Annotated in this window: 14 protein-coding genes and 1 tRNA gene; 10 read left to right on the top strand and 5 right to left on the bottom strand. The window is 59.7% G+C overall.

Translation table 11 applies throughout. The features are described 5' to 3' along the window. Nucleotides 1–18: 18 nt before the first annotated feature. Nucleotides 19–507, bottom strand: a complete 489-nt coding sequence (gene ilvN, locus K1X75_03810; protein MBX7057167.1) for an acetolactate synthase small subunit — start codon at nt 505–507, stop codon at nt 19–21. 103 nt (nt 508–610) lie between these two features. On the opposite strand from ilvN, the gene K1X75_03805 reads away from it, so the two are divergent. From K1X75_03805 to K1X75_03795, 3 genes are read left to right on the top strand one after another with little or no spacing between them, the layout of a single operon-like run. After that, a complete protein-coding gene (locus K1X75_03805; GenBank protein MBX7057166.1) occupies nt 611–2,461 on the top strand; it encodes a S49 family peptidase in 1,851 nt (616 codons plus the stop codon). Nucleotides 2,462–2,491: 30 nt separating this feature from the next. Continuing rightward, on the top strand, nt 2,492–3,910 hold the full coding sequence (locus K1X75_03800) for a hypothetical protein (GenBank protein MBX7057165.1): 1,419 nt from the start codon (nt 2,492–2,494) through the stop codon (nt 3,908–3,910). Between the two features lie 6 nt (nt 3,911–3,916). Continuing rightward, nucleotides 3,917–4,963 (top strand): hypothetical protein, encoded by a 1,047-nt coding sequence (locus K1X75_03795; protein MBX7057164.1) that lies wholly within the window; start codon nt 3,917–3,919, stop codon nt 4,961–4,963. A gap of 2 nt (nt 4,964–4,965) precedes the next feature. On the opposite strand, the gene K1X75_03790 is transcribed toward K1X75_03795, so the two are convergent. Beyond that, nucleotides 4,966–7,920, bottom strand: a complete 2,955-nt coding sequence (locus tag K1X75_03790; protein MBX7057163.1) for a BamA/TamA family outer membrane protein — start codon at nt 7,918–7,920, stop codon at nt 4,966–4,968. Nucleotides 7,921–7,946: 26 nt separating this feature from the next. On the opposite strand from K1X75_03790, the gene K1X75_03785 reads away from it, so the two are divergent. From K1X75_03785 to K1X75_03765, 5 genes are all read left to right on the top strand, one after another. Continuing rightward, nucleotides 7,947–10,217 carry an AsmA family protein gene (locus K1X75_03785; protein ID MBX7057162.1) on the top strand — a complete coding sequence of 757 codons (2,271 nt, stop codon included), beginning with the start codon at nt 7,947–7,949 and terminating at the stop codon, nt 10,215–10,217. A gap of 36 nt (nt 10,218–10,253) precedes the next feature. Further along, complete coding sequence (locus K1X75_03780; protein ID MBX7057161.1) at nt 10,254–10,871, top strand: CDP-alcohol phosphatidyltransferase family protein; 618 nt, start codon at nt 10,254–10,256, stop codon at nt 10,869–10,871. A 121-nt stretch (nt 10,872–10,992) separates the two neighbouring features. Then, nucleotides 10,993–12,156 (top strand): recombinase RecA, encoded by a 1,164-nt coding sequence (gene recA / locus K1X75_03775; GenBank protein ID MBX7057160.1) that lies wholly within the window; start codon nt 10,993–10,995, stop codon nt 12,154–12,156. 96 nt (nt 12,157–12,252) lie between these two features. Next, complete coding sequence (gene argC, locus K1X75_03770; protein MBX7057159.1) at nt 12,253–13,278, top strand: N-acetyl-gamma-glutamyl-phosphate reductase; 1,026 nt, start codon at nt 12,253–12,255, stop codon at nt 13,276–13,278. 80 nt (nt 13,279–13,358) lie between these two features. Then, nucleotides 13,359–13,430, top strand: a tRNA-Pro gene (locus K1X75_03765). Here K1X75_03765 and K1X75_03760 read toward each other — a convergent pair. Then, on the bottom strand, nt 13,422–14,459 hold the full coding sequence (locus K1X75_03760) for a glycosyltransferase family 9 protein (protein ID MBX7057158.1): 1,038 nt from the start codon (nt 14,457–14,459) through the stop codon (nt 13,422–13,424). The two genes, K1X75_03765 and K1X75_03760, sit on opposite strands and share 9 nt — an antisense overlap. Before the next feature lie 9 nt (nt 14,460–14,468). Then, nucleotides 14,469–15,983, bottom strand: coding sequence for a hypothetical protein (locus K1X75_03755; GenBank protein MBX7057157.1), 1,515 nt, complete (start codon nt 15,981–15,983; stop codon nt 14,469–14,471). A gap of 266 nt (nt 15,984–16,249) precedes the next feature. Here K1X75_03755 and ppdK point away from each other — a divergent pair, with 266 nt between their 5' ends. After that, on the top strand, nt 16,250–18,967 hold the full coding sequence (ppdK, locus tag K1X75_03750; protein MBX7057156.1) for a pyruvate, phosphate dikinase: 2,718 nt from the start codon (nt 16,250–16,252) through the stop codon (nt 18,965–18,967). Nucleotides 18,968–19,051: 84 nt separating this feature from the next. Then, nucleotides 19,052–19,771, top strand: coding sequence for an OmpA family protein (locus tag K1X75_03745; GenBank protein ID MBX7057155.1), 720 nt, complete (start codon nt 19,052–19,054; stop codon nt 19,769–19,771). A gap of 43 nt (nt 19,772–19,814) precedes the next feature. Here K1X75_03745 and uvrA read toward each other — a convergent pair whose 3' ends face one another. Next, entirely contained in the window at nt 19,815–22,580 is a 2,766-nt protein-coding gene (gene uvrA / locus K1X75_03740) for an excinuclease ABC subunit UvrA (protein ID MBX7057154.1), read from the bottom strand. Nucleotides 22,581–22,595 lie beyond the last annotated feature (15 nt).

Here is a 22,595-nt window from a genome sequence, read left to right as displayed (position 1 = left end):
GCTGCGAGGCTGCGCAGCTCAGGATTCGCTTTCAAAGGCCAGCGCCACCTGACCGGTGCGCGCCAGTTCGCGGATGCCGAAGCGCCCCAGCATCTCCAGGATGCCATTGATCCGGCGATTGTTGCCGTGCACTTCAATCAGCATGCTCTCTTCGGTGATCTCGGCAACCCGACCCTCGAATACTTCTACGATACCAAAGATTTCGCTGCGCGCCTCGGCGCTCGCCGCCACCCGCACCAGCAGCAACTCGCGAACTACCGAGCCGTGGTAGGGCAAGCTGCGAACCTCGATTACATCGGCCAGCTTGAGCAGTTGGCCCTGAAACTGGCGCAAGTCATCCTCGCTGCCGCTCATCACGATCGTCATACTGGCGACTTCGGGCTTCTCCGTAGCCCCGACGGCGATGCTATCGATGTTGAAGCCGCGACGGGTGAAAAGGCCGGATACATGACTCATCACGCCCGGACGATTGCGCACATAGATGGAGAGAATATGGCGTGCTTTCATCGTCTGCATCGGGAGGGCGCCCCTGCCGACGCCTGCGGTCAATCGCTTTCCAGGCGATTTGGGCTTGCCCTCGCCAGCGCCGGACTCAGCAAAGCATGGAACAATGAGAATCGTCCTGCAGATACTGTTTCTTCCGCTACGACTGATCTATTTTCTCTATTGCCGCGTCCGCCTTGCCTTTCGCGCCGGCTCATCAATCATCCATCAAGTGCCGCCGCGTTTTACGCTGCTGCGTTTGAGCGGCTGGCTGGCTCGACTGAAACCGCCGGAGGCGCCTCACCTCTTCGATTACCTGGCCCTGCTGGACCTGCTGCGGCGCAGCAAACAGGTCAAACGGGCGTTGCTTCTAATACCGGCAATGGAGGCGCCCTGGAACGAGGTGCTCAATATTGCCGATGCAATTGGCCGGCTGCAGCGAGCGGGCGTAAGCGCGGTCGCCTATCTCGAGGGCGGCAATCTGAAATCGCTGGTTCTTGCTGCGGCCTGCCAGGAGCGCTGGTCCTCTCCCGAGAGCCACTATCTGACGCCCCTGCCCAATATCGACTCCTACTTTCTGGGCGACGCCTTGCGCCGGCTGGGAGTACGCATCCAGACGATTGCCGCCGGCCGTCACAAGGATAGCGGCTATCAGCCTTTCCAGCGCAGCGACTACACTGCCGCAGCTCGCAAGGAAATGCAAACGCTGGTAGGCTCGTTGCGCGAACAACTTCGCTTGCGACTGGAACAGCTGCCCAGTGGCCCTGCGCTCTGGCGCTTGCTTGGATCGCAGGTGGAAAACTCGGCACAGGAGTTACATGAAATTGGATTCTTTGCCCGACTGGAGGAGCGCATTGCTGCAGAGGAATCCTGGCTATCCCCCGGGCTCTCGCCGGCAGCGCCCGCAGTACTGCATGCCATTCGAGGGCCGGGCGAGAACAAGCCCCCGCTGCCGGCGGACAGCGAAACGACAGCGGCCAATGCGAACGCCTGGGCCGAACGCCAGCGAAAGCTGCAACGCGCCCGCCGCGACCTCAGTTCCGAACCGTCAATCTTGAAGCGCTACCAGCGTCGGAAATTCCGCCCGCTGCGCTTCCGCCGACTGCCAATTGCAGGTATCGTTGCCATGCAGGGTCCCATTGTCAGCGGTCGGCCGGGCGATGAACCGCACGCCGGAACCGTATCTGCTGCGGCCTATCGCGAGGTCCTGCGTGACGCCGCATCCGGACCGGCGGAAGCGATTTTTCTCTATATAGACAGTCCTGGCGGGAGCGCGGAGGCCTCAGAAGTTCTCTATCAGGAATTGCGTCGATTGTCCCGGGAAAAGCCAACCTTTGCAGTGCTTGGAAGCGTAGCTGCCTCCGGCGGCTACTACCTGGCCTGCGCTGCCAATCGGATCTATGCCTCCTCGATGACCTTGACCGGATCCATTGGCGTAATCCGTATCCGTCCGGAGCTTGGCCGACTCTACCACAAGCTCGGCGTGCGCCGCCGTTCGCTGCTTCAAGATCCAACGCGCGATCTGTTGGCCGAGGTCGGCGAACTATCGCCGGCGGCAAAACGCCTGAGCCATCGCCGTATGGCGGAAACTTACGAACTTTTTCTGCGGCGAGTGGCCGAGGGACGCGGCATAAGTCGCCAGCAAGCCCTCCATTGCGCCGAAGGTCGAATTTTCACGGGCGCTGACTTTGAGCAGGTCGCTATGCTTGATGGCCTTGCCGGACTCCTCGAATGTTTGCGCATCTATGGCGCCGAAGCAGGCTATCAACCAGAACAGGAATTTGAAGCGATCCTCTATCCTGAGATCCGGGCCGATTGGCGAAGCCTGGCGCCAGTGCGCATTCCCTTTGGCGGAAGCAGTCTGCCGCATCCAGTTGCTCAAGTCGCGCTTCGCGCCGAGCAGCTTTGCCTGGCGCTGGGCGCTGAACTGCGACAGAATCTGCTGCTGGCGGCCCGCGCCGCCTGGTTTGAAACCTGACCGGGCGGCAAGCGATGCGACCGGGTTCCCATGAACCCCGCCCCGCTGAGCCTCGATTTTGCAGCGGCCCTGGCTGCCGGGGCCATGCTTGGCGGCCTATCGCTTTCGCTACTGGCCCGTAATGGCATCGGCCAGCGCAGTCAGGGACGCCGGGCCGTCGCCTTCTTGCTGATTCTTTGCGGATTGTTGCCGATTCTGCGACGCTGGCCGCCCGATCCAGACGCTACATACTTACATATTTTATGTAGTTGCATATTATCAGTATTAACATGTTTTATTCTGCGAACCTCCATCGGGACCAGCGCCCGATCCCGCCCCGCGGCATTTGTCGCATTCCGGGATCGAGCGCTGCTGACGCTTGGTCCGGCCGCAGTCTTAAGCGCTTGCCTGCAAATCGCAGCGCTACGCAGCGCCGGTCAGGAGGAGCTGCTCTGGCTGGCTGCGGCCCTGCTCTTCTGCCTCGACGAGCTGCGGCGGCCCAGCCGGCGATCCTGGATGGCGCCGCTTGGTTTGAGTCTCGCACTTGGAGCGCACTTGATTGCTGAAGTCAGCGACAACCGCGGCAATGCCTGGGCGGACGATGCGACTTTGCTTATTGGAGCATTGCTGGTACGTTTTGGCTTTCGTCGACGGCTGCGTAGCGAGGCGTCGGCGGCGTTGCGCGATCGGCGGCGCGCCAGTTTGCGCCGCAGCCATGCCGCGAAGCTGTTGCAAAGAGAACAGACGCCGGCTGAAATTGCCGCCGCCGTATCTGCTGATCTTGAAAGCTTAACAGTCGACGCGCTGTCCCTGCTGGAAGCAAATCAATGTGGACGCACCGACGGCGGTCTGGCCCTGCAATTGCTTGATCGATTGCGCGCATTGCATCGGCCACTGGAACTGCTGGCCTTCTTCGGGCAACGTCGTCTCAATCAATCGCGACTGGCAGTACACGAACCGGCGGCGCTCTTTGAATTGATCAATTTGCATGCTCGGCAGATGGGCGGGCCGCCGCCGATCCTTGCCGCTTTTGATCGTCTGCCGGCCGTCCAGGTCGATGGCGAACTGCTGGAACGCTGCTTGATTGAATTGAGTCGTGAAGGCGGGAATTCGGCGATCGTCGCCGTACATGTCTTTGAAGATCACCTGCGCCTGAGCTTTTCGCGCCATCAGCCTCCGTTTGGCGCCATCCAGCTGGCGCTGGCCGAGCAGTTGTGCCTGATCGCCGGCATCAGCGCGCAACTGCGTCGCCGGGGTCCCCGGCTCTATCTGCTCCGCGCCCGACGCGACGCACAGTTCCGCTCCGACTCCCAGGAGGCGCAGCTGCGTTTCCTGGCGCGCGTTGGCGCGCGGCGGCAGGCCGAACATCTGGCGGTGCAGCTCTTTCGCCGACGCCCGTGGCGGCGCAAAGCGATCGAGTCTCTACTGCTACACGATGGTCTGGCGCGCGGCAGCGCTGACCGATACTGATAGCAAATGATCTACTCTCCTTCGTCGAGGGCCGCCTTGCACCAGCCACACCGCACCGCCTTCGCCCTCTTCTGTCTGCTGGCCCTCTGTCCATTGCGTTTTGCTGCGGCCGAAACCCAAGCGGCGCTCGATTGTGCTGGCTTTCTGATTTCTTTGCGCAGCCGCTCGGCAGCCGAGCGGCAGGCGGCGGCGGCGGCCCTTGGCGCCTGTCCTGCTTCGCAAAACGTGGCCCGATTACTGGAAGAACTGATTCTCAAGGATGACGCCTGGGTGCGCGCCGCGGCTTGGCAAAGCCTTCGCGTCCATCGCGATCGCCAGACGCTTTCCTTTCTGGTGCAATACTACGAGTCTGGCGTCCTGCAAGCGCAGGAGTGGCCCGAGCTGATTGAGAACCTGCTGCAGCTCGCTGGCCCTTCGGATGCCGCGGCCACCTCCTACATCTTTGCCCGGGCGGCGGCAAACAATAGCGTCGAGGTGCGTCGACGGGGCCTGGAAGGTCTGGGCCGCGTCCAGGATCGCAGCCGCTGGCCCCTGCTGGCCGAAGCGCTGCGTTCGACAAGTCGCGTGGAGCGCATTGCAGCATTGCAGGCTGCACGCTGGATGATGGCGCCGGAAGCCGCGCCCGATGCTCTGCGCATGCTGCAAGCCAGCGCCGATGAGCAGGCCGCAGCCATTCAGTACCTGGCCGAAACCGGCGGTCCGCTTGCAGTTCAGGCGCTGGTTGATCTTTACCTCCGAAGCGGCGCCGAGCGAGGAGCGCTCATGCAGCAGGCGCTTCGCGAACTGCGACGCCGCAGCGAACTGCCAGAGAATGTTCTGGTCGCTCAGGGCGCGGCCGCATTGCGCACATCGCCGACGGAGCGTAGCCCGGTTGTTGCCGCGCTTCGCTCCGGCGCCGTTCTGTTTCTACTGGCCGAGAAGCCGGAGGATTATCGACTGCCAGGCGCAATGCTGCAGATGCCGGCCGCTGCCAACTGGCGCGAAGTTCGTACGCTAGACGGCCTGCACGGCTGGGTCCATGGCTCGCAACTGGCGGAAATCCCCGCCTTCTAGGCTCAGAAGTTAAAGCCAATCGAGAATGCGCCCCGCCACTTGCCGGGCGGCAGCGATCGCTTCAAGTCGTACGGCGTGGCCCATTCCAATTTCATCACGGCGCCTGGCGCAATAAACCACAGCAGGTTTTGCCAGTGTAAGCCGACGCCATAGCTGGCGTAAAGGTCGCGCGTTGTTCCGCTACGCGAACTGTATGCCTGGTAGGTTTGCGGATCGTCAAAGGCTGAGCCGGCGTCGAAGAAAAATGCAGCGCGAATAGGCCCTGGCGACCAGCGACCGGGGACGGCAAAGACCAATTGTTCGATGAGAGTATAGCGAAATTCAACATTCAAATAGAAGGCATTCGCGCCTTCAAACTCTTGAAAATCGTAGCCGCGAATCGTGTTGTAGCCGCCAATGCGGAAGGGCAGGTCTGCTGCGTCGCGACCGCGAACTGTACCGCCAAAGAGACGCAGCGCAAAGAGCGACCAGTTGTCAAATAGATGATAGATGCGATATTCGCCAATCGTCAGGCGCGCGTCGCGCCATTCGCCCGGTCCAGGAAAGGTTGTCTGGTAAGCCAGACTCAAGGATTGACCATCCAGCGGACCATAGATGCTGTATACGGCGTTGTCATACTGGAAGCTGGCCGTAATGTTCTGATAGTTCTTATAGATATCCTGCTGCCGACGCTCCTCCGGCAATTCGCCGCGAAAAACGCGCTCCTCCCGGCCCTGTTCATAGCTCAATTGGATGGCCGCAAAGCGATGCAAGGGATACTCCATTCCGGCAAAGATTCCGGAAATATCCTGATTCAAGATTCGAAAGTAGGGATTGAAGACCAGATTGTTTACATTCAGATCTGCGATGCTGGCAATCGGGAAGGCCCCGCTCTGACGGTAGATCCCGGCAAAAAAGTCCAGTCGATAGTGCAGATAAGCGTAACGTAGATCGCCGCTCCATTCAACCGGACGTTGGGCGTAGCCAAGCAGCGCCGCAAGCTGATGATCGCCGCTGTCATCCGCCAGCGCCGCCGCGGCAACCGCCGCCAGGCGCGTCTTACCATCGCTGTCGGTGGCCCCGGCCACCAGAACAAAGGGCGCTCCCTCAAACGAGAGGGACCCGGTATCATCCTCTGGCAGCTCCCAGAATCGCAATCGTTCTGGCAGCGCCTTGCTCAACTGCCATTCACGCTCAAAGGGCGGCGAAAGACCGCTCAGCGGAACAGCAGCCAGCCGCATTGCACCTTGCGGGTTGGGCTGCGAGCCGGCTACAACGCGCAACTCGACGCTCTGTTGTTCCAGTTCTGTGAATGCCAGGAGTTCACGATGCTCCCCGCGTTCGCGGACGGTCCCAAGGGTTGCTTGAAGAACGCCCGCCGGGGCCCGGGTAATCGCCTCCAGCTGCTCACTGCCAGCTGCGGCGGCGCCTGGCTTCAGTCGATAAACATTGCGCGGCCCTTCCACATCGCTCAAGAAAAGCAAGGCGCCATCCATGGCTGGCATAGGACCATCGCTGCTTGCGCCAAGCGCTGTCATGGCCCTGGGCCGACCGCCTGCGGCTGCCACAGCATAGATTTCACTGCTGCGAGAATCTATACCCGTCGCCAAATTGCTGGCGTAGTAGAGCCATGCGCCATCCGAGCTGTAGGCTGGATCGCGCTCGCTGGCCAGGTCGGCCGTCAGCCGAAGCAAGCGCGAGTCCTCAAGGTCCATAGTATAGAGATCCGCCTGGCCATTGCTCAGACCGACAAAGGCGACGCATCTTCCATCTGAACGCAGGACGGGATACTGGATACTGTCAAAGGGCGGATGCCAGATACGACGAACCTCGCCCTGCTCCAGGTCTACAGCCAGTAGCGCTGGCCGCCCGTCCGCGGCGGCCGAGAGCAGCACGGCTTTGCCATCGGGGAAGTAGCTGATCCGCGTAGTAAGCAGCTGGTACTCTTCGTACTGCGAGGAGCGCAATGCGCGCAGCACTACCTGCACTTCGTTGCGTCCATCAACCGGCAAGTCCGGCCCCGGCGTTCGACGTTCGGCAATCGCTGGAAAGATGCCATCGCGCGTCAGCACCGCAATGCGACGACCGTCGGGCGAGATCGCCGGCCGCCAGTGAAAACCGCGCTCATCTGCAAATCGGTCGCTGGCGCGACGCAAACGTTCCGGGTTCAAACTCTGCATTTCGATTCCGGCGTAGATCGTTTGCAGCCAGCCGCGAAACTGACGATCCAGCTCAAAGCGATTTACGCCAAAGGAGCGACGGTAGAGGGCATCGCCGCGCAGGCCAGCGCCAAGTTCGCGCAAGAAGCGCAAGAGGCCGCGTCGACCGAAGCGTTGCACCAGGAAATGCACCGCCAGCTGACCGCCTTTGTAGATATCCCGCGAGCTGCGCGCGCCGCCAGAATCCAGATCGCTGAAATCCAACAAGGTTCCTGAAAGCAGCGCGTCGCGCGCATATTGATCTGCGCTGGCGTCCAGTCCCAGTGCAAGTTCTTCGCTCATTCCCTCCATCAGCCACAATGGATAGCGACCAAAGCCCGGTCCAGGCAGCATCTGAAATTGAAAGGCGTGCACCAGTTCGTGACTCAGCGTGTGTCGCAATGCGCTGTAGTCGCCGTTGAAAGGCAGTACGATGCGACGGCGGTAAAAATCGGTGAAACCGCCAACGCCTTCATCCAGCGGATAGGGACTGATGTTAGTTGCCGAGAATTCGGATGGTGCGGCGTAGAGAAAAATCAGCGCCGCCTCTTTGGGTTCAAATTCCAGTTGATCCACATAGCGCTGACGCGCCTCTTCGCCATAAAGCAATGCGTAAGCGGCAACGCCTTCCAGACCTTCGGTATAGCGCAGTCGGAAGTGCTCGGACTCCAGAATTTTCCAGCGCGCCTGCGGCTCCGTAGTACGCCAGCGCGCCTGGAGCGAGGCGGCGAAGATTGCGGCGCCAATGCAAACTGAAATTGCAATTCGCTTGACCCTCACGATCTGGCCCGCCACCAACTCGATTTGTGTTGAAGCTGATTCGAGCGCACGCTTTGACTGCCGCCCTTCTGAGCTTTGTCTTGCTTGCGGTCTTGATTGCACCCGGATTGATCAACTATGGAATGCAATCGCGCCTGGATTTTCGAAAGATCCGGCAGCAAAGCTCGCAGTTGGTGCTGCAGAAGACCGGTCTGCGCCTGACGATTCAGGGAGCTCACTACGATTTGTTTCGCGGCATTGTGCTCAATGGCGCGCGCCTCTACAATGAGCCGCCTGGCCAGGAACGGCAGTACTTGATGCAGGCCGAGAGCGTTCATCTGCGCTTTTCAATCCTCGCCTACCTTCGCGGAGAGCCGCCGGTTAGCAAGATTGTTATCAACGGCGGTCGTCTGTTGCCCGGCGCCTTTGGGCCAGCGCAGTGGCGCAGCTTGATCAATCGCATCGTTTCAGATGTCAATGGCTCTTCAGCAGCCGCGCCGCCTCAGGAACTCTTTGCCAACGATGCAAGCCTCAGCGCCGACGATCTACGACTCAATCTGGCCGAGTTGCGTTTGCCGCTTCGTGATCCGCCGCGCGGCGAGTATCTGAGCATCCAGCTGGAAGCTGCGCCGCTTGACGATGGATTGCGCTTCAAAGCGCAGGTGAAGCTGGTCGGCGGCGAAGGGGGCGGCATTGAGCTGCGCGGCGCCTGGCAGCGCGACGGCAGTGCACGAACCCTCGTCGAGTTCCACCAGACGCCCTTGCGTATGGCCGCCGCTCTGGCGGCCGGCACCCCGCTGGTTCCTCTGGCGCTAACCGAAAGCAGTAGCGCCATATTGCTGGCCGGCGGGGCTCTAAACGGGACTGGCAGTATCGACTTTTATCGGGATCGGGCCGCAGGCTTCAACGTACAGGGCCAGTACAGGGATCTCAGTTTGCGCCTTGGCGATCCGGCCTTCCGCTTGATTGAATTGCAGCGGGGCGAAGGCGACATCAACTGGAACGGCGGATTCGACGCCGAGGACGCCCGGCGCAGTTACAGCACCCTGCGGCTGGAGCAACCCGGTGCACGGCTGCTGATTGAAAGCCGCCCGCTAACTGCCAGCTCGCCGCGGTCGGCGCCGCTGTCAGATACAAGAATCGATGCGGAGCTTGAATTTGGCGACGGTCGCGACCTGCCGGCCTTCAGCGGCGCCGATGGCGGGCGGGCCAGCGTCAACTTGCGCTACAGCGACATTGCCGGGGAAGACCTATCCGGTTCCGTGAAGCTGCAGGCTCTGCGTTTTGCGCTGCCAGAGTCCGTGCAGAGCGATACGCTGGATGCCCACTTTACCGTGCATGAATGCGAGCTGATCAGGTCGGCCCGCGATGAAAGATGGAAGCTTGTAGCCCACGGAGGATTTCTGGGTGCAGCCTGGCAGACTGCCGGCGATTTGCGACTGCGCATTCGCAGAACTCCGGGTCAGTCGCCAGGCTTTTCTCTGGATCAAGACCTGAAGCTGCACGGTAAGCTGCAGTCGCTATCGTTGCTGGATGCGGCGGAGCTGGCCGCGCGTAGCGGCGAAGCGATTTTACATTCCGGAATCTCCGCGGAATCTTCCAAGGCGGAGGACCGCGGACCGCTATGGCAAAACAAGTTCTTCGAAACCGGCGTCTATCGAGCCTACCTCGAGAACCTGAAACTGGAAGCGGTCCTGGATTGGATCCATCCCGGCGAAGGTCTGCCCGAACTCGTGCCGGTTCAGATCGCGATGCGACAGGGCTTCTTCAGCGTTCGCATTCCTCAGATCCAGGCAGAGCGCGCCCAGCTTCAATTGCGATACGAAACGAACTTTCAATCCTACATACCAACCCAGGCCATTGAGTTTCGTCTGCATAGCGCGGCGCCGGCGCTTTCGCTGGAGCGCTTCACCGGCCAGAGCGATGTTCCAGCGGACTACGATGTCAGCTTCGCCTTTTCCGGCGAGGGCGTCTTTCCTGGCGACCTCGTGCAGCGATCTTACAGTCGGCTCTCCCTGCAGTGCTCGCCGTTTTCCATCGATCGCGGCCAGCGCCTTGAACTGCTGCGCCATGCTCTCAATCTACCGGATGGCCCGATGCAAATGAAACGATTCAATTGGGTTCGGACCACCGATGGCCCGAAAACGATCGTGGCGGCCCGCGCTGAAACAGATGCGCTCGACCTGAATCTCAGCGGCGAATATGGCATTGGCCTGGGCGGCCGCCTGGAGCTGCGCTATGTTCGACTTGCCGATGGCGCTCGCACTTCCGTTCCTGTCATCGTGCAGCCAGACGGGCAATGGACGCCTTCGTTGTAATACCGAGTTCCGGATGCGACAGGTCATCGGAAAGCCATGAAATTCAAGGACGTATTCAAAGAACGCTGGCGAACGCCTTCCAACTTTCTATCTGCGCTGCGGCCATTTTTGCTGCCGCCCTTCCTGCTGCTCAGCGCTCGTTACGCTGCTCATCCGGATAACATGCAACTCTACGCCTGGGTTCTGGCAGTCGTTCTGGCAGCAATGCTCACCGATTTTCTTGATGGTTTCCTGGCGCGACGCTTTCATCAAGAGACCAGGCTGGGCCGCTATCTGGATCCCGTGGCCGACAAGATTGTCAGCCTGGGCGCATTGACCATACTCTGGCTGCACTACGGCTTTCCGCTCTGGGCGCTTCTGGCCTGTGTGCTGCGCGAAATACTGGGAGTATGGCTTGGGGCCTTCCTCTACTTCCGGCGCGATATGCAGGGCAAGCCGAACATGTGGGGAAAGGTCGGAGTAACGGCGACCGGTCTGGTGGTCCTCTGGTACGTCTCGGCGCCGATTCTTGGCGCAAGACTGCCCCCCGGCCATCCGCTGCTCTGGACCGAGTTGGGCGCAGCGCTGCTGGTAGGAATACTGGCCATGGGAGTGCTGGCCTACGCGCGGTCTTACTGGCACATTGTGCTCCGACGTCCGGAGAAGCCAGGCTGATTTACTTGACATTTGTAGGGCGCCTGCTCAGGACTGCCCTGCAGCAGTAAATTATGTCCCACCCCTGCCCTAGACTTGCTGCAGCGCCCGGCCAGAGCTGAGCGTGCATCTGGAGGAACCGATGGCAAAAAGTAAGAAAGCTGACGCAAAGGTCGAACAACTGGCCAACAAGCGCGAGGCCAGGCAGCAGCAGGACCTGAGCGAACGCCTGCAGGCTGTCAGCGGCGCCATGCAGCAAATTGAACGGCAGTTCGGCAAGGGCGCCATTATGAAGCTGGGCGATCAGGGCGTCCAATCAGAGATCGGCTACATCTCTACAGGCGCACTCACCCTGGACTTTGCGCTTGGAATTGGCGGCTTCCCCCGCGGACGAGTCGTCGAGATTTTTGGGCCAGAATCCTCCGGCAAGACTACGCTCTGTCTTTCGGCCGTAGCCAATGCGCAGCGTCAGGGCGGCATCGCGGCCTTTGTCGACGCCGAGCATGCCATCGACCCTGCCTTCGCCCGGAAGCTGGGCGTCAACATTGACGATCTACTGGTAGCGCAGCCGGACAACGGCGAAGAAGCTCTGGAAATAACAGAGTCGCTGGTGCGCTCCAACGCCGTGGACATCATCATTGTCGACTCGGTGGCTGCTCTGGTTCCCAAGGCGGAGCTGGAAGGCAACATGGGCGACGCGCAGATGGGACTGCACGCCCGCTTGATGAGCCAGGCCTTGCGCAAACTGACCGGCACCATCTCAAAGTCCCATACCACGGTAGTCTTTGTGAACCAGATCCGGCACAAGATCGGCGTGATGTTTGGATCTCCTGAAACGACCACCGGCGGCAATGCACTGAAATTTTACGCCTCGGTCCGTCTGGACATCCGTAGAATTGAAACGCTGAAAAAAGGCGACGACGCCTTCGGCAACCGCGTGCGCGTCAAGATTGTCAAGAACAAGGTGGCCCCGCCTTTCCGCCAGGCGGAGTTCGATATTCTCTTTGAACGGGGCATCAACCGTGAAGGTTGTTTGCTTGATCTGGCGGCTACGGAAGGCGTCATCGAACGCAGCGGCGCCTGGTATGCCTATCAAGGAAACCGTATCGGCCAGGGTCGGGACAATGCCTGCCAGTACTTGCGCGAGAATCAGGAGACGGCTCAGGAAATTGAAACGGAGTTGCGTCGTCGCCAGGAAGAATCTCGCAAGCAGGGTCTCAACAAACCGGGCGCCGCTGAGGCAGCGCCAGGCGAACCAGAAATCGATCCGGAAACGGGTGAAATTCTGGAAAGCAGCGCCGGTTAGAAGACGCCAGGCAGCAGCGTAGCATCCAGGTGATCCCAACGAAGCCGGCAGCGCATTGCGCTTGCCGGACGGCGCTGCCACTGGGAGCAGGTTTTCATGCACTCCGTTGCGATTGTTGGCGCCGGCGGCTTTACCGGACGGGAATTGCTCCGCTGGATTGCACGTCATCCGCAGCTCAAAGCGGTCTACGCGAGCTCCGATCGGTTTTCCGGTCGTCCGTTGGCACAGCAGTTTCCGGAGCTGGAAGGCGCCCTCGAGTTGGAATTTGCAGCGCATTCGGCGCCCATTCCCGCGGGCGCCGTGGTCCTACTGGCGGCGCCAAATGAAACGGCAATGGCCATGGCGCCGGAGTTGCTGCAAGCAGGTCACCGCATCATCGACCTTGGCGGCGCCTTTCGGTTACACGATCGGGATGCGGTGAAGCGTTACTACGGATTTGAAGCGCCGCCCGAATCCCTGCTGCGCCAGGCGGTTTTTGGAATTCCGGAGCTCTTTGCCGAACGGATTGCTTCCGCATCGCTGGTAGCAAATCCTGGCTGCTTTCCCACGACGGCCATTGCGCCGCTGGCGCTGCTGGGCGAGTTGCGCCAGCAGATCCGCGCAATCAGTATCGATGCGAAATCAGGGGTGTCCGGCGCCGGCGGTCGCACCGAAGACGGCGGATTTTCCTTTCATAGCGTTTACGAAAACTTCCGCGCCTACAAAATACTGCGACACCAGCATGAACCCGAAATCCGGGAGTATGCCTTTGATGCTGGAACCTGCCCGCCGCTGCTCTTCACGCCGCATCTTTTGCCCGTCTACCGCGGGATTCTGAGCACGATTGCAGTTTTTTGGGAAGACCGCGCGCCGCCCGATCTTGAGGAGCGCCTGCGTAGCGCGGCGTTACAAATGCCCTTTCTTCGCTTCCTCAGTACGCCCGAGGAGGTTGAACTGGCAAGGGTTCAGAACACCAACTTTCTGGACATTGGCCTGCGCAGCGAAGGCCAGCGCACGATAGTGGTCACCGCATTGGACAATCTGGTGAAAGGAGCTGCAGGCCAGGCGCTGCAGAATTTGAATTTGATGCTTGGCCTGCCCCAAAGCCTGGGCCTCCTGGCAACGGCAAGTCCGCATTCCTGATTCTCTTGACGGCGCCCGGCGCGCTGGAATCGTGATCGACGAAGTTACCGCAACAGGCTGTGCGCCTGGCGGAAGCTAAACGGGATGTAGCGCAGTGGTAGCGCACTCGTCTGGGGGGCGAGTGGTCGCTGGTTCGAATCCAGTCATCCCGAATTCCGGCGCGAAGGGCGCCGGATGCTTTGCGCCTCGGCCTCGCACAAGGCGGCGTAGACCTGGTCGGGGCCAATCTGGCCCATACATCGAAAGTGGCCCCGCGGGCATTCGGCATAGCCAAGCTTGTGACAGGGCCGGCATTCCAGATCAATAGCCTGAACGATTCGATGTGTGCATCGGTAGGGTCCCATTCCAAAGCGCGGACTGGTAGAACCCCAGAGACTGACCAGCGGCCGTTGCAGAGCCGCCGCAATATGCATCAGTCCTGTGTCGTGAGTCACCACGCTTACGGCGCCGTCCATAATTGCTGCCGAAGTCTTCAGGTCCGTTTGCCCGCACAGATTCAGCGCACGCACTCCCCGCGTCTGCAATGCCGCCGCAATGCGACGACCCGACTCTCCCTCGCCCCGGCCGCCAAGCAGAACCAAAGGCCCTGCTATCAGACAACCAAGTTCAACTATTTTATCATCGAGCCATTTCTTGGTGTTGTGCGTGGCGCCCAGCGCAATGCAGCGGTAGCGGGCTGGCCATTGGCGTCTGCGCAACAGAGCGCGCGCAAACTTCCGATCTTGTCCGCCAAGCGGGAATTCCAGACCGCCATCGTCCAGCGTCAAGTTCAGCAGCTGCAGTGTTTCGCCGTAGCGTTGTACGACATGTTCGACAGCAAGCGTACGGTTGCCGTATACGATGCGCAACTTGTCCAGATTCCGCTTCTCAAAGACAGCGCGCCTCCCCCCCGCAGCCAGGCTCAGCGCCAGAGACCGTGGATTGGCATGTAAATCCAACACATAGTCAAAGCCAATGCCGCGCAGCGTGGCAAGTAGCGGCGTCAGACGTCCCGCATAGAGATGCAGGCGGTCAATCCATTGGTTGCCTTCCAGCGCCTGAGCGTAGCTGGCGCGCGTTACATAGTGCAGTTCGATTTCTGGACGGGCGCGTTTGATACTGCGCAATACCGGCGTGGTCAAAACGATATCGCCAATTGAGCTGAGCCGAATCACCAACAAACGGGGTCGATGCTGCTGCATTACGTGCGCCTAGTCGCCGAAACGCAGCTGGTCTGCGCACGCGGACGAGGAATAGACCAGCATTGGCGATCTTCGGCCGCCGCCCGACGGGTTCAAGAATACAGTAATTTGCTCCAGCGGGCTCGCCCTGAATTCCGCAACTTTGCTCAGACCGTTCAATTGCAGCGCCGCGCTTTGAGCATAGTCGCCGCGCACTACCAGTACTTCGTCACACGACGGGCTCAGCTGCGGGGCCGGCTGAAAATGAGTGACAATGCCGAAGGCCTTGAGACCAGGCCGCTGCCCGTAGACATAGGGATAGTAGGTAAGGCTATCCTCAAATACCAGCAAACGCTGAATGCGCGGATTTTCCATATAGCGTACAAGCCCGATCACGTTGTTCTGAAAAGTAAACAGCGCAAGCATCAAAAGCAAAACTACGTTAGCGCTCAAGAACCAGAGCAACATCAAGGGTCGGCGGCCTTGCTCCAGCAAAAAGGCGGCCATGGGCGCCAGAAGCAGCAGGAAAACGGGCAATACCGGCGCCAGGAATCGGTCTTCTTTGTGCGGCACAATGGAATGCGAAACAAAAAAGACCGCAGCAAACAATGCAGCCGGCAGCAGCGGTCGGTATTGATCGCGCCAGCCAAATCCGCGATAGCGCGACAGAAAAGCCGGCGGCAAGCAGATCACAATTGCCACAGGAAGATAAGCATAGAACGGAGAAACGCCGTGCTGCGAAGCATGCTTCAAGTTGAAATCAATATACTTAATCACGCTGCCGTGGAACTGGCCGCTAACAAACCAATCCGGAAGGCCGCTAACAATCAGCCCGACAATCCCGCCCAGCGCCGCTACGCCAAAACCCTTCCAGTCCTTGCGCTGATAGAGCAGTAGCGGGTAACATAAAATCAGAATGCCTGCTTGAAAGCGCAGCATGGCCGCCAGCGCCAGCCAGATCATGGAATAGAACAGGCTGCGCCGACGACCGGCGATCCAGTATTGCGAGAGCTGAAGCAGCGCCAGCATGATGAATGGCGCTGCCATATTCTCAATCATCGACCGCGTGCTGAAGAAGGGCTGCAGCCAGTGAAAACCAAGCAGCAGTCCAGCGACCGCCGCCTGTTGCATGCGCCCGGCTATCGCGAGGATGCGCCAACCGCAAACAATGGAAATCATCGAAATGAGCCCCATTGCTGCAAACACTGCGCGCACCTGATTGAGAGCGTTCTCTGCGCCAAATTGATGCGCCAGCCAGGCGACGCCAAAAACCAGCATCTGCGGCAGAGGGTTGCGGATATCTTCTACTCCAGCCAGGCCGCCGAGATTCAACTGGCCGTGCTGGGAATGCAAGGCCACGGACAACTGCACCGGAATGGCGTTGGACAACACTGTGTAGTCGTCCACGGCGAAGTAGCCAAGATTGAGAATAGCCGCCAGCAAACGCAAAACCAGAGCAGGCAGCAATATTCCAAGCAGCAGACCGCGAGGATTGCCTGCCAGCCAGGCAAGCAGGCGCCGCAGAGCATCGTACATTGCTTTCATATTCGCTCTCCCGCTTGCCAGAATCGATCTGCGAGGCCCATTGTTTCAGCCGCAACCGATTGAGGGCGCCTTCGACGCAGCCCGGCGCCAGCCAGAGCCGGTCATCGCCCGCCATTCTCCTGACGCGACGTCAGAAAAGCCCGTGCAGGCGGCAGGGGGCGCGTGCTTGAGTCTGCGGTCAAGTTTTTGCACCGCCCCACAGTTGAGCTGCGATAGTAGTTGCAGAGGCACAGGGCAGTCACATCGTCCGGGCATGGCAGGTACACATGCAGCTGGTCTATAGCTTTGGGGCGGGAAACGAAGCCCCGCGCGATCTTGGAAAAATGGAGTTGGGCGGCAAAGGCATCAATCTTGCCGAAATGTCGCGTCTTGGGATTCCGGTGCCGCCGGGCCTGACGGTCATGACCGAGGCCTGCCGCAACTATATGCGCGACAAGCGCATGCCGCCGGAACTGATGCAGCAAGTTCGCAAGGCGCTTGCCGAAGTCGAAAAGTCGGTCGGCAAGGTTCTGGGCGATCCCAAGAATCCGCTGCTGCTCTCGGTACGTTCCGGAGCGCCGGTCAGTATGCCAGGTATGATGGACACGATCCTCAACCTCGGTCTGAATGAGTCCACGTTGCAGGGGTTGATCCAGAGTACGGGCGCGGAGCGTTTTGCCTGGGATTCCTATCGCCGCTTCATACAGATGTTTGGCGATGTGGTTCTGGGCGTCGACCATGATGAGTTTGAGAAGCTGCTCGATGGAATCAAGGCGGAGCGAGGCGCAACCCTTGATACAGAGCTCGATGCTGGAGCGCTTCGCGAACTGATCGGTCGCTATCGTCAGCTGGTCCGCGAAAAAACAGAGCGCGATTTCCCCGACGATGTAAATCTACAGCTGGAACTATCCATCGAAGCTGTCTTCCGCTCCTGGGGCAACGATCGAGCCGTGTTCTACCGCCGCATGAATCGGATTCCAGACGAACTGGGAACTGCTGTGACGGTACAGTGCATGGTATTCGGCAACATGGGCGACGATTCCGGCACTGGCGTTGCGTTTACGCGCGATCCGTCGACGGGCGAACACAAATTCTATGGCGAGTACCTGATGAATGCTCAGGGCGAAGACGTAGTCGCCGGCATTCGCACGCCGCACCCCATCGCCCACCTTGACCGGGATATGCCCGCCGCCTACCGGCAGCTGACCGAAATCCAGGCGCGTCTTGAAAAGCACTTTGGAGACATGCAGGATCTGGAATTCACCATCGAGCGCGAGAAGCTCTATCTATTGCAGACGCGCAGCGGGAAGCGCACCGGCTTTGCCGCCTTGCGCATCGCCGTCGATATGGTCAAAGAGGGCGTGATCGACGAAAAGACTGCGGTAATGCGCGTCGCCCCGGAAAGCCTGCCGGCCCTGCTGGCGCCGGTCTTTCACGCCGACGAAAAAGCGGAGGCCATCCGCGGCGGACGACTGCTGGCGCGCGGCCTGAACGCCGGTCCTGGCGCCGCCAGCGCTCCGGCAATCTTTGATCCGCATCTGGCGCGCGAGCGCGCCGATCGCGGCGAACACAGCATCCTGGTGCGGACCGAAACCAGTCCCGAGGACATCATGGGCATGGAATGTTCGGAAGGCATTTTGACGGCCCGCGGCGGGATGACCTCCCATGCTGCCGTAGTCGCTCGAGGCATGAACAAGCCCTGCGTGGTCGGTTGCCAGGCGCTGCGCATCGATTCCGAACGAAATATGCTGATCATCAAGCGCGAAGACGGCAGCACGGCAGAGATCCCAGAGGGCCAGCCAATCTCTATCGATGGGGCGACAGGCGAGGTAATTTCCGGCAGCCTGTCCACAACCGAAAGCGAAATCGATCAGTACCTGCAAGGCAAGATGACCCGGCGCACTCGCCTGGTTGAGGAATTCGAGCTGGTCATGCAATGGGCCGATCGCTTCCGTCGCCTCGACGTTCGCGCCAACGCCGAAACGCCGCGCGACGCAAAGGCCGCGATGCTTTACGGCGCGCGAGGAATTGGTCTGTGCCGAACCGAACATATGTTCTTTGGCGAGGACCGCATTACCGCAATGCGCGAAATGATCATGGCCGAGAACCTGGCCGATCGGGAGAAGGCGCTGGCCAAACTGCTGCCCTTCCAGCGCGCCGATTTCATCGAACTGTTCGAAACGATGAGCGGTTTTCCAGTTACTGTCCGCTTGCTGGATCCGCCGCTGCACGAGTTCTTGCCGCATTCGCGGGAGCAAGATGAGGAGCTGGCCGCTCACATTGGCGTGTCGGCCGACCATATCAAGCGTCGTTCGCGCGCACTGGCAGAATCCAATCCGATGCTTGGCCACCGCGGCTGCCGCCTGGGAATCACTTATCCTGAAATTACGAGAATGCAGGCGCGCGCCATATTTGAGGCCGCGGCCGAAATGAAAAAGCGCGGGCACGAGGTCACGCCGGAAATTATGGTGCCGCTGGTCGGACATGCTCGCGAGCTGGAATTGCAGCGCGAGGTCATCGATTCGATCGCGGCCGAAGTTACCAGGGAATCAGGCGTGGAATTCCACTACCTGGTTGGCACCATGATTGAAGTCCCGCGGGCGGCGGTGCAGGCCGAAAAGGTCGCCCGCAGCGCAGACTTCTTCAGCTTTGGCACCAACGACCTGACGCAGATGACCCTGGCCTTTTCCAGGGACGATTCCGGCTCGTTCATTCGCGACTATCTGGCAGCGCGCATCTACGAAGCCAATCCTTTCGAAAGCCTCGATAAAGAAGGGGTCGGCGAAATGATTCGCATTGCAGTGGAACGCGGCCGCCGCGCACGCCCGGGATTGAAACTCGGCGTCTGCGGCGAACACGGCGGCGATCCGGAGAGCATCGCCTTTTTTCACGATGTGGGATTGCAATACGTGAGCTGTTCGCCCTTTCGCATTCCGGTAGCGCGACTGGCCGCGGCGCAGGCTGCCATCCGCTCGGAGAGTACAGCGCGCGCCGGCGCAACTTGAAAATTGCCGGTCCGCATTGTTGTTGCGCCGCAGGCCCGCTTCCAGTGGCCTGCGGCCACACACCCTCAGAGGAGCTCCTGAACTATGCGTAGAGGCATTGCTGTACTTGTACTTGTGTCTGTTTCGATCAGCGCCAGCGGCTGTGAAACTTTGAATAAACTCACCTGGCGCACAGTTGCGGCCACCGGCATTGGCTGCGCGGCGGGTCTGGGCATCGGCGCCGTCATTGACGAATACAAGCGTCATGAAGATACCCGTCAGCGTCGCGCCGACATCTTCGGAATTTTCCGTTCACAGAAACAACGCAACGACGGCAAGATCGTTGGCCTGGCGACAGGCTGTCTGGCCGGTCTGGGCGTTGGCCTCTATCTGGACCTGATGCACGAGGATATGCAGAATCAGTTTGGCCAGCGCGGCATTACCCTGGAAAAAGTCGCCGGACCAAATGGCGAAACACAAATGCTTAAGGTCAAAATGGATGGCGATATCAATTTTGCCACGGGCCAGGCAGCCTTGACCGGGGTCGCCCAGAGCAATGTCGGCACATTGCGCGAAGCGCTGGCCGCCTATCCGGAGACAAAAATTCGCGTTATCGGCCATACCGATGGCACCGGCACGCGCAGCATCAATGAACGTCTGTCGCGCGACCGCGCCCAGAGCGTAAGCGGCAACCTGGGCCTGGAAAGCGATCGCATTGCCGCTGTGCAGGGCGTCGCCAATGATCAACCGCTGCCTGGCACCAGCCGCAGCGGCAACGTTCCTCGCAACCGTCGCGTTGAGGTCTATATCCTCGCAGAAAACTAGCCCTTTCGCCGGCGCTGCCGCCTCGATGCGGCGGCGTCAGGCCTCAGGCCAGCATCCGCGACAGAAACTTCCCCGTGTGGCTCTGCGCATAAGCCGCCACTTCCTCCGGGGTTCCAGCGACCAGCACTTCGCCGCCCATGTCGCCGCCCTCCGGACCCAGATCGATCAGATAGTCAGCGGTCTTGATCACGTCCAAATTGTGTTCGATGATTACCATTGTGTTGCCGCGATCCGCCAGGCTGTGCAGGACTTTGAGCAGACGATTGATGTCCTCGAAATGCAGTCCGGTTGTCGGTTCATCCAGGATATAAAGCGTTCGCCCGGTGCTACGCTTGGCCAGCTCCGAAGAAAGCTTAACGCGTTGCGCTTCGCCGCCCGATAGCGTGGTGGCCGCCTGCCCCAGTTTCATGTATTCCAGCCCGACGTCGGCAAGCGTCTCCAGTTTACGACGAATAGCCGGAATATTTTCAAAAAAATTTAGCGCGTCTTCAATGGTCATATCCAGCGCATCATAGATGCTCTTTCCCTTGTACTTAACTTCCAGTGTTTCGCGATTGAAGCGTTTTCCTTTGCAGACCTCGCAGCTGACATAGACATCCGGCAAAAAGTGCATTTCGATCTTGATAATGCCAGCGCCTTCGCAATGTTCGCAACGACCGCCGGCCACATTGAAAGAAAATCGGCCGGCTTTGTAGCCGCGCGCTTTGGCCTCCGGCAGACTGGCAAATAGATCGCGAATCGGCGTAAAGAGGCCCGTATAGGTGGCGGGGTTCGATCGCGGCGTTCGACCAATCGGTTCCTGATCGATGCAGATCACGCGATCAATCTCGGCGGCGCCGGCAATTCCGCCGTGCTTGCCGGGATGCAACCGCGCCTGGCCGATGCGCGAGGCCACGCCCTTGTAAAGGATTTCATTGACCAGCGTCGATTTGCCGGAGCCGGAAACGCCCGTTACGCAGATCAGTTTTCCCAGCGGAAATTCCACATCGATTGACTTCAGGTTGTTTTCGCGCGCTTTGCGAATGGTTAGCTTTTTCCCATTACCCGGACGACGAACCGTTGGCGTTGCAATCCGCCGTTCGCCGCTGAGATACTGACCGGTCAACGATCCTGGGAAATCGCCAAGCGCTTCGGGACGCGCCGCCGCTACAATCTCACCGCCGTGGACGCCGGCGCCGGGGCCGAGGTCGACAACATAGTCGGCGGCGCGAATGGTGTCTTCATCGTGTTCCACAACGATTACGGTATTGCCCATATCGCGCAGGTTCTTCAGCGTTGCCAGCAAGCGGTCGTTGTCGCGCTGGTGCAAACCAATCGAGGGTTCATCGAGTATATAGAGTACGCCCATCAGCGCACTGCCGATCTGGGTGGCCAGGCGGATGCGCTGCGCTTCTCCGCCGGACAGCGTGCCCGCAGTGCGCGACAGGTTCAAGTAGCCAACGCCAACATTGTTCAGGAAGCCCAGCCGTTGTTGAATTTCCTTGAGCACCCGTCCAACGATCAGCTCCTCTTCCGGCTTGATATGAATGGAATCAAAAAAATGAGACAGCCTGCTGACGGTCAGTTCGGTCACACGATCGATCGTTTCATTGTGAAAACGCACCGCCAGCGCTTCCGGTCGCAGACGCTTTCCGCGACAATCGGGACAGGGTCGTTCGCCCATGAAGCGTTCCATCCAGAGTCGCATGTCATCTGATTTTGTTTCGCGGTAGCGTCTGGTAAGATTGGGAATTACGCCCTCAAATTCAATGCCGCGCTTGCCATTCTGGCCTTCGCTGCCGTGCAGGATGATCTGTCGAACGCGCTCGGCAAGCTTGCCAAATGGCCGGTGTGCATCAAAATTCAGTTCGTTGGCCAGATCGTGAATGGTCTCCAGCCGCCAGCTGTTGTAGGAGCCGCCCCAGGGCGCAATGGCGCCTTCCATCAAGCTCAGTTCAGGATCGGGTACGACAAGTTCCTCATCAAATTCAAGCAGCTGCCCCAGGCCGTCGCACTTCTGGCAGGCGCCTTGCGGCGAATTGAAGGAAAACAATCGCGGGCTCAGTTCAGGCAGAGAGGCGCCGCAATGTGAACAGGACAGATGCCGCGAGAAAGGCGTGTCGACATCGTTCTCATGTATGTAAAGCAGGCCATCGCCTTGATGCAGCGCAGTCTCGATGGAGTCGTTGAGTCTGGTGCGGATTCCTTCTTTGATGATCAGGCGATCGACAACCAGCTCGATGCTGTGGCGCTTCTTCTTATCCAGTTCGATCGTATCGCCGATCTCGCGCATCTGTCCGTTCACGCGCAGGCGAACAAATCCTTCTTTGCGCGCTCGATCCAATATTTCCTTATGTTCGCCCTTCTTATCGCGGACCAGCGGCGCCAGAATCATGATGCGCGCGCCCGCCGGCATCGCCAGAACGCGATCGACAATCTGATCGACGGCGACCGGCGTCACCGGCTTGCCGCACTTGTGACAGTATGGCTGACCGGCGCGCGCAAACAGCAGGCGCATATAGTCGTAGATCTCAGTAACAGTCCCCACGGTTGAGCGCGGATTGCGGTGGGTCGTTTTTTGCTCGATGGAGATGGCCGGACTCAGTCCCTCGATCAGATCCACATCAGGTTTTTCCATCAAACCCAGAAACTGCCTGGCGTAGGACGATAGCGATTCAACGTAGCGACGTTGGCCCTCGGCATAGATTGTGTCAAAGGCCAGCGAGGACTTGCCCGATCCGGATACGCCGGTAATTACAATCAGCTGATCGCGAGGCAGTTCTACGGTGATATTCTTGAGATTGTGCTCTCGTGCGCCCTGAATGCGCAGCGAATCGTGTAAGCG

This window comes from Leptospirales bacterium (genome assembly GCA_019694655.1).
In the GTDB taxonomy this organism is placed as follows: Bacteria; Spirochaetota; Leptospiria; order Leptospirales; family Leptonemataceae; genus SSF53.
The sequence above is the reverse complement of the archived record's forward strand: the minus strand, read 5'-3'. Positions and strand labels throughout refer to the sequence as shown.